This window comes from Curtobacterium sp. PhB25 (assembly GCF_004365375.1).
Taxonomy (GTDB): Bacteria; Actinomycetota; Actinomycetes; order Actinomycetales; family Microbacteriaceae; genus Curtobacterium.
In genome coordinates this window covers 107,276-120,497 of record NZ_SODR01000003.1, presented here as the reverse complement: position 1 = coordinate 120,497, position 13,222 = coordinate 107,276, and the positions used below count along the sequence as shown (strand labels likewise).

Genomic DNA, 13,222 nt, shown 5'->3' with positions numbered 1-13,222 from the left:
TCGCGCCGGTGAACGCGGAACGGCCCGCCGTGCCGGAGCACGACGGGCCGTTCCGGACGGGCTCAGCGGATCAGGACATCCCGCTCGCCGCGACCGCAGCGACGCCGACCGCCACGACGAAGACGATGAGCGCGACGACGGCGAGGACGATCGCGAAGACGCCCCAACCGCGGCCACGCTTGGTGACGGCAGCGATGATGCCCTGCACGATCGCCCACAGGCCGAGTGCCGTGCCCAGGTAGAACATGAGGGAGCCCGTGATGACGTTCGACGAGGTCATCAGCTCGGTGATCTGCGCGTCGCTCGGCGTCGCTCCGCTGTTCTGCATCGAGTCGCGGAAGGCGTCGGAAGCGCCGAACGACTGCCCGAACAGGTACCCGCCGATGGCTCCGACGACCAGGGCGGCGAGGCCGACCACGAACGCGATCACGCCGACGGTCTTCTTCTTGGCCTTCGGTTCCTCGTAGCTCTGCCATGCGGGCGAACCGGAGCTCGCGGGCGCCGCGGCGTACGGCTGCTGGCCGTACTGCTGCTGCTGCCCGTACTGGTCCTGCTGCTGCCCGTACTGCTGCTGCTGCCCGTACTGGTTCTGCTGCTCGCCGTACTGCGGGGCGGACTGCCCGTACTGCGGCGTCGGGTCGCTCCGCTCGCCGTACCGCGGTGCGTCGGCGGCGGGCTGCTGCTGCGGGGCTTCGCCCCAGCTCGGCGCCTGGCCGTCGCCCGTCCGGTCCTGGTTGCTCCGGTCGTCGTTCGTCATCAGGGGATCCCATCGCTCGGTCGCGCACCTGCGCGGTCGTTCAGACCATCCTGACAGCCGCACCCGCCGAGTGCCCGGGAACGGCCTGGCGCGCCGCCCCGTCGTCACCGCAGGGTCAGGCGCCGAACACGCTCCGGTTCGGCTCCGGTGACGCCACGGCCGTCGCGTCGGTGACGATCGGCGCCCCGGCGATGAACGCCCGCAACTCGGCCCCGTGCACGACCTTCGCCGGCATCGGGTCCGACGAGTACCGCCGCGGCATCTCGGCGATCGGCAGGTCGGTCGGCGAGCCGAGCAGCACGATGTTCCCGAACCGACGCCCCTTGAGCATGCCGGTGTCCGCCACCGCTGCGACCGACGGCAGCACGGCCTGCAGCGTCGACGCCTGCCCCCGTGCGAACGCGAGACCCGCGCCGTCGGCCACGTTCACGGCGACGATGCCGGTCGGCGACAGGAACGCGGCGACCTCGCGGTAGAACTCGATGCTCGTCACGTGCGCCGGGATCTGCGAGCCGCCGAAGACGTCCACCACCGCCAGGTCCACCGTGCCGCGCAGCCCGGAGGGGAGCTTGCCGAGCACCTCGCGCGCGTCGCCGTACCGCACCCGGATCGACGCGCCGCGGGGGAACGGCAGGACCTCGCGGACGTGGTCCACCAGGTCGCGCTCGAGCTCGATGACCTGCTGGCGGGAGCCCGGCCGGGTCACCGCGACGTACCGGGGGAGCGTCAGGGCACCGGCGCCGAGGTGCAGCGCCGTGACCGGGCCGGACGGCAGCAGGTCGATGGCGTGCCCGATCCGCCGGATGTACTCGAACGCCAGGTGGGTCGGGTCCTCGAGGTCGACGTGCGACTGCGGCGTGCCGTCCACCACGAGCGTGAAGGACCCGGGGCGGTGCCGGTCCGGCTCGACCACCGAGTAGCCCGCACCGATCCGGAACCCGTCGAACGCATCAGCCATGCGGTCAATCGAACACCACCCGACCGGCACCGCGATCACCACCCGGGCCCCCACCCCTGGTTGGTGTGCCCGCGAGCGCACCGGAACGAGGCTGGATCCATCGGTCGGGGAAGTCCCGCCGGGTCACCTCGAAAGGCACACCATGTCGGTCCAGCTCCTCGTCAACGTCCTGATCGGCGTCGCCCTCGTCGGCTTCCTCGGGTACCGCCAGGCCACCTGGCAGTACCTCGACCCGGCGCGCATCTGGCGCACGCCGATGATCATGGCGATCGTCGGCGTGGTGGTCCTGGCGCAGTCGGGGGCGACGATCACCACGACCGACGTCGTGTTCCTCGGCATCGAGGCCCTGATCACGATCGGCGTGGGCCTGACGATGGGCACCATCACCCGGTTCCGCACCGTCGCCACCCCGGACAGCAAGGGTCGGACGATCCAGTCCCGCACGGGCTGGCTCGGGGCGTCGCTCTGGATCGTGCTCATCGCCGTGCGCGTCGGCCTCGACGTCCTCGGCGGCCACCTCGGTGCGCACCTGCTCACCTCGACCGGTGCGATCCTGCTCGTGCTCGCCCTGAACCGCGCCGCACGCGCCGTCGTCATCGACCAGCGCATCCCGCGCGGAGACGGCGGCGACCGGACCGCCAGTGGCCGCACCACCCGCGGCATGATGGTCCGGTGACCCTGCTGAGCGGACAGGACCCGACCGACCTCCCCGGAGGTCGGTCCCGTTCGGCAACCGCCTGGGGACTCAATGCCCTCGGCATCGTGATCGTCGGGTTCTGGTTCGTGAAGAACGGACTCGAGCTGCAGCCGCCCGCGTGGGTGTGGGTGCTCGGCGCGGTGGCGCTCGCCGCGTGGGCGCTCCGCGAGTTCGGCCGGACGCCGCAGCTGCTCGTCGTCGCGGGCGTGGTGATGATCGTCGCCGGTTCCCTGACCGTGGTGGCGACCGACTCGCTCATGATCGTCCCCGTGATCGTCGGGATCGTCCTGCTCGGCGCGAACCTTCGGGTGCCGGTCTGGCTCGCGGCGGTGGCGGCGGTGGGGGCGATGGTGGTCATCGCCGTCTGCGCCACGATCGAGCACGCCTCGGTCCAGTTCGTCCTCGGCACGAGCGGCGGGCTGCTGCTCGGCGTGCTCATCGGGTTCAGCCGCCGGCAGTTCCGGGTCGCGGCGCAGCGCGCGCGGCAGGCCGAGCAGGACCAGCAGCGGGCGCAGCTCCTCGCCGATCGGTCCCGGGCCTCGCGGGACATCCACGACGTCCTCGCGCACTCGCTCGGCGGTCTCGTGCTGCAGCTCGACGCGGTCGAGGCCCTGCTCGAGGCCGGCCGGGTCGACGACGCGACGAAGCGTGCCGGCGAGGCCAGGACCCTGGCGGCGGACGGCCTCGCCGAGGCGCGCCGAGCCGTGCACGCCCTCCGCGACGACACGGACGCCGAGCCCGATGTGACCCCGGTCGAGGCCGCCGTCCCCGACTCGACCACCCCCGCGGACCGGGCCACCACACCGGACCGGACCACAGCCCTGGACCAGGCCACGCGGACCACCGGAGCCGACGTGCCGGACGCGAGCCGCGCCTCCCGGCCGTCCACCGACCACGTGCCGGACCGCACCGACCTGACCGCCCTGGTCGCCGCCCACCGCTCGTTCGGCGGCACCATCGTGGTGCAGGGCGACACGACCCTGGCCGCACTCGACGAGGCGCACCGCGCCGCCGTCGTCCAGGTCGTCCGTGAGGCCCTCAGCAACGCCCGCCGGCACGCCCCCGGCCGCCCCGTGTCGCTGTCCGTCAACCGTGACGGCGACGCCGTGGACGTGGTCGTGGCCAACCCGCTCACCGGCGGCGGCCAGGGCCTGCTCGGGATGCGCGAGCGCGTCGAGGAGCTCGGCAGCGGTGCGACGGTCGAAGCGGAGCGATCCGACGACGAGTTCGTCGTCGCGCTGCACCTGCCTGTGGACGCCGTGGCCACCACCGAGGCAGACGCCTCGTGACCATCCGTGTCCTCGTCGTCGACGATCAGGCGATCGTCCGCGACGGCCTGGTGACGGTGCTGTCGCTCGTGCCGGACCTGCAGGTGACGGGTGAGGCCGCCGACGGCGCCGAGGCGATCGCAGCGGTGGACCGTGACGCTCCCGACGTCGTGCTGATGGACCTCCGCATGCCGGGCACCGACGGGCCGACGGCGACCGCGCGCATCGTGGCCGACCACCCGCAGGTGGCGGTGCTCGTGCTGACGACCTACGCGGACGACGAGTCGATCGTGACCGCGCTCCGGGCGGGTGCGCGCGGGTACCTGACGAAGGACGCCGGACGGACCGAGATCGCGACGGCGATCCGGGCGGTCGCGTCGGGGCAGTCGACGTTCGACGCGACGGTCGGAGCGCGGCTGGTGGCGCAGCTCGCCGGCGGCGGGGCGACGGGGTCCACACCCGCTGTGCCGGCGCTGCGTGACCGGTTCCCGGACCTCACCCCGCGCGAGGCCGACGTGCTCGAGCGCATCGCGGCCGGCCGGACGAACCCGCAGATCGCGGCGGAGTTGTTCCTGACGGTGCCGACGGTGAAGTCGTACGTGAACCAGGTGTTCGCGAAGCTCGGGGTCGCCACCCGCGCAGAGGCGGTCGCGCGCGTCCTGCGCTGACGCCACCGGGCGCGTCTCGCGCTGACGCGGCCACGCGTGTCCCGCTCTGACCGGCCCGGCACATGAATGCGTACACATGGACGGCCAGCGGACGCCAAGACTCGTTCCGTACTGTTCATCCGGTCGTCACGCGGGACCGCGTCGATGCGTGCAGTGCCCCACACCTCGCGCGTCCGCCCTCCCGACGTGACCACGACGTGCCGTCGAGCGCCCCCACCGCTCGAGCGCGCGCGCCGTCGGCGCGCGTCCGCGTGCCCCTTCCGGTCACCCGCGCGCGCTGGCCGTGATCACATCGCACCCGTCATGTAAAATACGGGATGCAACACTCCGCCGAGCCGCAGGAGACCCGACATGACCGCTGACACGATGAGCGTGCCCACCGCACGCCCGGCCGCACCGACGACCCGCGACACCACGCGCACGACCGCGAGCCGGACGACGCGGGTGCCCCGCGCCTCCCGTCCGGCCCACGCCGACCACGAGGCGGCGCCCACCTGGATGCGTGTCGTCGGCGCGGTCCTGCTCCTCGGCGGGCTCGGCCTGACCGCGGCGGTGACCGCCTGGCCCGGCGACGCGCCGGAGACCGCGCTCATCGTGCCGGCGCTGGTCGCCGTCGTGGCGGGCGTGCTGCTGCTGCTCGCGCGGGCCGGGTTCGCTGTCACCGACACGCACGTCACGCTGCACTTCCGGCCGCTGCCGCCACGGCGCATCGAACGTCGGCGCATCGTCGACGTCCGACTCGTCGAGGCGGACGCCCGCACCTACGGCGGCGTCGGCCTGCGGATCGGTCGCGGTGTGCGCGCCCTGATCCTCACCCCCGGACTCGGGATCGAGCTCACCGACGACCGTGGTCGCGTCACCTTCGTGCGCACCCGTCGACCCGAGGATGCCTTCCGTGCGCTGGCCGGGACGGCAGGGCCAGCCGGGAGGCGCGGGGCACGTCGAGCGCGAGCGACTCGGCTGAGCGCACGGCCGGGTCCACTGCGCGGGCGGGGTGCGCAGGCCTGTTGCGGGCCGTCGCGGGCCGGGCGCGGGCCGTTGCGGGCCGGGAATTCCGCGGGCACGGAGCGGCTTATACACGCCACTGCCGAATCTGGTCAAGCCAGGACTGGACAGCACGACTCGGCGCGAACTATGATGGCAGTTCGCGCTCCCTGGCATCCGTGTCGTCATATTGCGGTCGACGCAGAGTTCTGAGTTGGACAAGCTCAACTCGCCCTGGTGCAGCCGGACCCGTATATGGCGGCGGGTCCCGCTCACGGAGATCATCCCACACGTGCACCGACGTTCCGCGTCAGGCACGCGTCGGCGTGGTCGCAGGGCAAGAACTCGCGGGGATCGCCGAGCGATCATCTACTCACCTACATGCTGCTCGTCAGTATCGGCCCGACGGGGCCTACGGAGGTCACACCCTTGGCTGCTGCGCCCAACGCATCCACCAACCCCAAGAACGGTCGCAACCACTCGCGACTCTCGTTCGCCAAGATCACGGACACCCTCACGGTTCCTGATCTGCTCGCACTCCAGACGGAGAGCTTCGACTGGCTCGTCGGCAACGACGTCTGGAAGGCCCGTCTCGCAGAGGGACAGGAGCAGGGTCGCACCGACCTCGCCCTGCACTCCGGGTTGGAGGAGATCTTCGAGGAGATCTCCCCGATCGAGGACCTCGGCGAGACCATGCAGCTCTCGTTCACGGCGCCCGAGCTCGAGGACCCCAAGTACTCGATCGACGACTGCAAGGAGCGCGGCAAGACCTACGCCGCTCCGCTGTACGTCAACGCCGAGTTCATGAACCACATGACGGGTGAGATCAAGACGCAGACGGTCTTCATGGGCGACTTCCCGCTCATGACCGAACGCGGCACGTTCATCATCAACGGCACCGAGCGCGTCGTCGTGTCGCAGCTCGTCCGTTCGCCCGGCGTGTACTTCGAGCGCCAGCAGGAGAAGACGTCCGACAAGGACATCTACTCCGCTCGCGTCATCCCCTCGCGTGGTGCGTGGCTCGAGTTCGAGATCGACAAGCGCGACCAGGTGGGCGTGCGCATCGACCGCAAGCGCAAGCAGTCGGTCACGGTCTTCCTCAAGGCGCTGGGTCTGACCAGCGAGGAGATCATGGAGGAGTTCCAGGGCTTCGCCTCGATCGAGTCGACCCTCGAGAAGGACGCCATCCTCACGAAGGAAGAGGCGCTCAAGGACATCTACCGCAAGCTGCGCCCGGGCGAGCAGGTCGCTGCCGAGGCCGCGCGTGCGCTGCTCGACAACTTCTACTTCAACTCGAAGCGCTACGACCTGGCGAAGGTGGGCCGTTACAAGGTCAACCGCAAGCTCGGGATCGACGCCCCGCTGTCCGACTCGGTGCTGACCGTCAAGGACATCGTCGCGACGATCAAGTACCTCGTGTCCCTGCACGCCGAGAAGACCACGCTGAACGGCGTGCGTGACGGCGAGCCGGTGCAGCTGCGCCTCGACGTGGACGACATCGACCACTTCGGCAACCGTCGCATCCGCGCCGTCGGCGAGCTCATCCAGAACCAGGTCCGCACGGGTCTGTCCCGCATGGAGCGCGTCGTCCGCGAGCGCATGACCACGCAGGACATCGAGGCGATCACGCCCCAGACGCTCATCAACGTGCGTCCGGTCGTCGCCGCGATCAAGGAGTTCTTCGGAACGTCCCAGCTGTCGCAGTTCATGGACCAGAACAACCCGCTCGCAGGCCTGACGCACAAGCGTCGTCTCTCGGCCCTCGGCCCGGGTGGTCTGTCCCGTGAGCGTGCCGGCGTCGAGGTCCGTGACGTCCACCCGTCGCACTACGGCCGCATGTGCCCGATCGAGACCCCGGAAGGCCCGAACATCGGCCTGATCGGTTCGCTCGCGTCGTTCGGTCGGATCAACTCGTTCGGCTTCATCGAGACCCCCTACCGTCGCGTCGTCGACGGCGAGGTCACGAAGACCATCGACTACCTGACCGCCTCGGAAGAGGACGAGTTCGTCGTCGCGCAGGCCAACGCGCCGCTGACCGACTCGTTCCACTTCGCCGACGACAAGGTCCTCGTCCGCAAGAAGGGTGGCGAGGTCGAACTCGTCGCCAAGGGCGAAGTCGACTACATGGACGTCTCGCCGCGCCAGATGGTGTCGGTCGCGACCTCGCTCATCCCGTTCCTCGAGCACGACGACGCGAACCGCGCCCTCATGGGTGCGAACATGCAGCGTCAGGCCGTCCCGCTGCTCCGTTCCGAGTCGCCGCTCGTCGGTACGGGCATGGAGGGCTACACCGCGATCGACGCCGGTGACGTCGTCACCGCCGACAAGGCCGGTGTCGTCTCCGAGGTCTCGGCAGACGCCGTGACCCTGCAGCTCGACGAGGGTGGCACGCAGACCTTCTACCTGCGCAAGTTCGACCGCTCCAACCAGGGCACGAGCTACAACCACCGCGTGGTCGTCTCGGCCGGCGAGCGTGTGGAGCAGGGCGAGGTCATCGCCGACGGTCCCGCGACGGAGAACGGCGAGCTCGCGCTCGGCAAGAACCTCCTCGTCGCGTTCATGCCGTGGGAGGGCTACAACTACGAGGACGCGATGATCCTGTCGCAGAACCTCATCAAGGACGACACGCTCTCCTCGATCCACATCGAGGAGTACGAGGTCGACGCCCGCGACACGAAGCTCGGCAAGGAGGAGATCACCCGTGACCTCCCCAACGTCAGCCCGGACCTGCTGGCCGACCTCGACGAGCGCGGCATCATCCGCATCGGTGCCGAGGTCCGCCCCGGCGACATCCTGGTCGGCAAGGTCACGCCGAAGGGCGAGACCGAGCTCTCCGCCGAAGAGCGCCTCCTCCGCGCCATCTTCAACGAGAAGTCGCGCGAAGTGCGCGACACCTCGCTGAAGGTGCCCCACGGTGAAGAGGGCACGATCATCGGCGTCAAGGTGTTCGACTCGCAGGACGGCGACGACGAACTCGGCTCTGGTGTCAACCAGCGCGTGGTCGTCTACATCGCCCAGAAGCGCAAGATCACCGCGGGTGACAAGCTCGCCGGTCGTCACGGCAACAAGGGCGTCATCTCGACCATCCTCCCGGTCGAGGACATGCCCTTCCTCGCCGACGGCACCCCGGTCGACATCGTCCTGAACCCGCTCGGCGTCCCCGGCCGCATGAACTTCGGCCAGGTCCTCGAGATCCACCTCGGTTGGCTCGCCAAGCAGGGCTGGAACGTCGAGGGCATCCAGGAGTGGGCATCGGCCCTCCCCGAGGCAGCGCACAGCGCCGCTCCGGGCACGAAGGTCGCCACCCCGGTGTTCGACGGTGCGTACGAGCGCGAGATCGAGGGCCTCCTCGACTCGACCCTCCCGAATCGCGACGGCGAGCGCCTGATCGGCTCGTCCGGCAAGGCGCAGCTCTTCGACGGTCGCTCCGGCGAGCCGTTCCCCGAGCCCGTCTCGGTCGGCTACATGTACATCCTCAAGCTGCACCACCTGGTCGACGACAAGATCCACGCTCGTTCGACGGGTCCGTACTCGATGATCACGCAGCAGCCGCTGGGTGGTAAGGCGCAGTTCGGTGGCCAGCGATTCGGTGAGATGGAGGTGTGGGCGCTCGAGGCGTACGGCGCCGCTTACGCCCTCCAGGAGCTCCTGACGATCAAGTCCGACGACATCCTCGGCCGCGTGAAGGTCTACGAGGCGATCGTCAAGGGCGAGAACATCCAGGAGCCCGGCATCCCCGAGTCCTTCAAGGTCCTCATGAAGGAGATGCAGTCGCTCTGCCTGAACGTCGAGGTCCTCTCGGCCGACGGCCAGGCGGTCAGCCTGCGCGACAACGATGACGAGGTCTTCCGCGCTGCGGAGGAGCTGGGCATCAACATCTCCTCGCGGTTCGAGTCGTCGTCCGTCGACGACATCTGATCCCGCCCGTACATCGAAGCCTGAATCAAGCAAGAGAGAAGAACATTGCTCGAAGCAACTTCCTTTGACGCCATTCGGATCGGCCTCGCGACCGCCGAGGACATCCGTCAGTGGTCGTACGGCGAGGTCAAGAAGCCGGAGACCATCAACTACCGCACCCTGAAGCCCGAGAAGGACGGTCTGTTCGGCGAGCAGATCTTCGGTCCTTCCCGCGACTGGGAGTGCGCCTGCGGCAAGTACAAGCGTGTCCGGTTCAAGGGCATCGTCTGCGAGCGCTGCGGCGTCGAGGTCACCAAGTCCTCGGTCCGTCGTGAGCGCATGGGCCACATCGAGCTCGCTGCCCCCGTCACGCACATCTGGTACTTCAAGGGCGTCCCGTCGCGCCTCGGGTACCTCCTCGACATGGCGCCGAAGGACCTCGAGAAGGTCATCTACTTCGCGGCGTACATGATCATCGACATCGATGAAGAGGGCCGTCACGCGGACATGCCGGGCCTCGAGAACGAGATGCGTCTCGAGATCAAGACCCTCGAGGGCCAGCGCGACTCGATCATCGCCGACCGCCTCAAGAAGCTCGAGGACGACCTCGCAGCCCTTGAGGAAGAGGGTGCGAAGGCCGACGTCAAGCGGCGCACCAAGGACACCGCCGAGAAGGAGATGTCCCAGGTCCGCAAGTCGTTCGACGAGGACATCACCCGTCTCGAGCGTGTGTGGGAGGACTTCCGCAACCTCAAGGTGGGCGACCTCAAGCCCGAGGACGCCGTCTTCCACGAGCTCCAGGACCGGTTCGGGATCTACTTCGACGCCTACATGGGCGCCGAGGCGATCAAGCTCCGGCTCGAGGCGTTCGACCTGGCTGCCGAGGCCGAGGCGCTGCGTCTGCAGATCGCCGAGGGCAAGGGCCAGAAGAAGATCCGTGCGATCAAGCGTCTGCGCGTCGTCAGCTCCTTCCTCGCCACCGGCAACTCGCCGGCAGCGATGGTGCTCGGCGTCGTGCCGGTCATCCCGCCGGAGCTGCGCCCGATGGTGCAGCTCGACGGTGGCCGTTTCGCCACGTCGGACCTCAACGACCTCTACCGTCGTGTGATCAACCGCAACAACCGTCTCCGCCGCCTGCTCGACCTCGGTGCCCCCGAGATCATCGTGAACAACGAGAAGCGCATGCTGCAGGAAGCCGTTGACGCGCTGTTCGACAACGGTCGTCGTGGACGTCCGGTCACGGGTACCGGCAACCGCGCCCTGAAGTCCCTGAGCGACATGCTCAAGGGCAAGCAGGGTCGTTTCCGCCAGAACCTGCTCGGCAAGCGCGTCGACTACTCGGGCCGTTCGGTCATCATCGTCGGCCCGCAGCTGAAGCTGCACCAGTGTGGTCTGCCCAAGCAGATGGCGCTCGAGCTCTTCAAGCCGTTCGTGATCAAGCGCCTGATCGACCTGTCGCACGCGCAGAACATCAAGTCGGCCAAGCGCATGGTCGAGCGTTCGCGTCCGCAGGTGTGGGACGTGCTCGAGGAGATCATCCGCGAGCGCCCCGTGCTGCTGAACCGTGCGCCGACGCTGCACCGTCTGGGCATCCAGGCGTTCGAGCCGCAGCTCGTCGAGGGCAAGGCCATCCAGCTCCACCCGCTCGTGTGTGCTGCGTTCAACGCGGACTTCGACGGTGACCAGATGGCCGTGCACCTGCCGCTGTCGGTGGAGGCCCAGGCCGAGGCCCGCATCCTGATGCTCGCCTCGAACAACATCCTGAAGCCGTCCGACGGCCGTCCGGTGACCCTGCCCGCACAGGACATGATCATCGGTCTGCACCACCTGACGACCGTCCGCGAGGGCGCCGTTGGTGAGGGCCGTGCGTTCTCCTCGGTCGCCGAGGCGATCCTGGCCAACGACCAGCACACGCTGCACCTCAACGCCATGGCGAAGATCCGCATGACGGGTGTCCACTTCGCCGAGGGTGAAGCTCCCGAGGGCTACGAGCAGGGTGACACCGTCCTCCTCGAGACGACCCTGGGCCGTGCGCTCTTCAACGAGACCCTCCCGGCGAACTACCCGTTCGTCCAGAAGGTCACTGACAAGGGTGTGCTGTCCGCGATCGTCAACGACCTCGCCGAGCGGTACTCCAAGACCGAGACGGCCGCTGCGCTGGACCGGATCAAGGACGCCGGCTTCTACTGGGGCACGCGCTCCGGTGTGACCGTCGCCCTGTCGGACGTCGTGACGCCTCCTCGCAAGAAGGAGATCATCGCGGGCTACGAGATCCAGGCCGCCAAGGTGCAGGGCGAGTTCGACAAGGGTCTGATCACCGACTCCGAGCGTCGCGCCGACCTGATCAAGATCTGGACCGAGGCCACCAACGAGATCGCGCAGGAGATGCGGGACAACTTCCCCGTCGACAACACGATCAACCGCATGGTGTCGTCGGGTGCTCGTGGTAACTGGCTGCAGGTCCGCAACATCGCGGGTATGCGTGGTCTGGTGAACAACCCGAAGGGCGAGATCATCGCCCGCCCGATCATCAACTCGTACCGCGAGGGCCTGACCGTGGCGGAGTACTTCATCGCCACCCACGGTGCTCGCAAGGGTCTGGCCGACACCGCGCTCCGTACCGCGGACTCCGGATACCTCACCCGTCGTCTCGTGGACGTCTCGCAGGACGTCATCATCCGCGAGGACGACTGCGGTACGACGCGTGGCCTCGAGCTGCCGATCGCGACCGTGGACGCGGACGGCAAGCTGGTCCGCGACCCGCGCGTCGAGAACACCGTGTACTCGCGCACCCTGGCCACCGAGGCCGTGGACGCCAAGGGCACGGTCGTCGCCGAGGCTCGTGAGGACGTCGGTGACGTGCTCCTCGAGAAGCTGCTGGCAGCCGGTGTCGAGAGCATCAAGGTGCGCTCGGTCCTGACCTGCGAGTCGGCCGTCGGTGTCTGCGCGAAGTGCTACGGCCGTTCGCTCGCCACCGGCAACCTGGTCGACATCGGTGAGGCAGTCGGCATCATCGCCGCGCAGTCCATCGGTGAGCCCGGTACCCAGCTGACGATGCGTACCTTCCACACGGGTGGTTCGGCCTCGGCCGACGACATCACCCAGGGTCTGCCGCGTGTCACGGAGCTCTTCGAGGCTCGTACGCCCAAGGGCGCGTCCCCGATCGCCGAGGCCCCCGGCCGCGTCGTCGTCGAGGACACGGACAAGGGCCGTCGGATCATCCTCACGCCGGACAACGGTGACGAGCCGTTCATCTACCCGGTGCTCAAGCGTGCGACGCTCCTCATCGAGGACAACCAGCACGTCGAGCTCGGCGAGCAGTTCATCGCCGGCACCGTCGACCCGAAGGAAGTCCTCCGGGTCAAGGGTGTCCGAGAGGTCCAGAAGCACCTGGTCAACGGTGTGCAGGACGTCTACGGCTCGCAGGGTGTGCCGATCCACGACAAGCACATCGAGGTCATCGTCCGTCAGATGCTCCGCAAGGTCACCGTCGTCGACCACGGCGACACCGACCTGCTGCCGGGTGAGCTCGTCGACCGGTCGCGCTACAACATGCTCAACCGTGCGGCGCTGCAGGAGGGTCGCAAGACCGCCTCGGCTCGCCAGGAGGTCATGGGCATCACGAAGGCGTCCCTCGCGACCGAGTCGTGGCTGTCCGCCGCTTCCTTCCAGGAGACCACCCGCGTGCTCACGCAGGCGGCCATGGAGGGCAAGCAGGACCACCTCGTCGGCCTCAAGGAGAACGTCATCATCGGTAAGCTCATCCCCGCCGGGACGGGCCTCAGCCGGTACCGCGACGTGGACGTGAACGCGACGGAAGAAGCGAAGGCAGAGCGGTACCCCAACCGCATCTTCGCGGACGACTCGTCGTTCTCGGACGCCGACCTGAGCTTCGTCGACTTCGACAGCTTCTCGTCGGACGACTTCACGCCGGGCACGTACAACTGAGTCTGATGTGATCCCACGAAGGCCCCGTCTCCGCAAGGAGGCGGG

8 protein-coding genes are annotated in these 13,222 nt (G+C 68.8%); 6 read left to right on the top strand and 2 right to left on the bottom strand.

Features of this window, described 5'->3' with window-relative positions:
* Window positions 1-70: 70 nt before the first annotated feature.
* Together EDF51_RS07355 and EDF51_RS07350 are read right to left on the bottom strand one after the other, a co-directional pair.
* Window positions 71-757, bottom strand: a complete 687-nt coding sequence (locus EDF51_RS07355) for a DUF4064 domain-containing protein (protein WP_123339451.1) — start codon at window positions 755-757, stop codon at window positions 71-73.
* Window positions 758-872: 115 nt separating this feature from the next.
* Window positions 873-1,715, bottom strand: a complete 843-nt coding sequence (locus tag EDF51_RS07350) for a fused MFS/spermidine synthase (RefSeq protein ID WP_123339452.1) — start codon at window positions 1,713-1,715, stop codon at window positions 873-875.
* Window positions 1,716-1,857: 142 nt separating this feature from the next.
* Here EDF51_RS07350 and EDF51_RS07345 point away from each other — a divergent pair, with 142 nt between their 5' ends.
* The 6 genes from EDF51_RS07345 to rpoC all read left to right on the top strand — a co-directional run bounded on the left by EDF51_RS07345 (window position 1,858) and on the right by rpoC (window position 13,177).
* Entirely contained in the window at window positions 1,858-2,391 is a 534-nt protein-coding gene (locus EDF51_RS07345) for a hypothetical protein (protein ID WP_134194361.1), read from the top strand.
* Window positions 2,388-3,701 (top strand): histidine kinase, encoded by a 1,314-nt coding sequence (locus EDF51_RS07340; protein WP_134194359.1) that lies wholly within the window; start codon window positions 2,388-2,390, stop codon window positions 3,699-3,701. The genes EDF51_RS07345 and EDF51_RS07340 overlap by 4 nt, the downstream gene beginning before the upstream one ends.
* On the top strand, window positions 3,698-4,348 hold the full coding sequence (locus EDF51_RS07335; RefSeq protein ID WP_131845933.1) for a response regulator transcription factor: 651 nt from the start codon (window positions 3,698-3,700) through the stop codon (window positions 4,346-4,348). Before EDF51_RS07340 ends, EDF51_RS07335 begins: the two co-directional genes overlap by 4 nt.
* 351 nt (window positions 4,349-4,699) lie before the next feature.
* Entirely contained in the window at window positions 4,700-5,545 is an 846-nt protein-coding gene (locus EDF51_RS07330) for a hypothetical protein (RefSeq protein ID WP_134194357.1), read from the top strand.
* A 216-nt stretch (window positions 5,546-5,761) separates the two neighbouring features.
* On the top strand, window positions 5,762-9,250 hold the full coding sequence (gene rpoB / locus EDF51_RS07325; RefSeq protein WP_134194355.1) for a DNA-directed RNA polymerase subunit beta: 3,489 nt from the start codon (window positions 5,762-5,764) through the stop codon (window positions 9,248-9,250).
* A gap of 45 nt (window positions 9,251-9,295) precedes the next feature.
* Window positions 9,296-13,177: a DNA-directed RNA polymerase subunit beta' gene (rpoC, locus tag EDF51_RS07320; protein WP_111083489.1), complete on the top strand. Its 3,882-nt coding sequence runs from the start codon at window positions 9,296-9,298 to the stop codon at window positions 13,175-13,177.
* The last annotated feature ends 45 nt before the right edge of the window (window positions 13,178-13,222 follow it).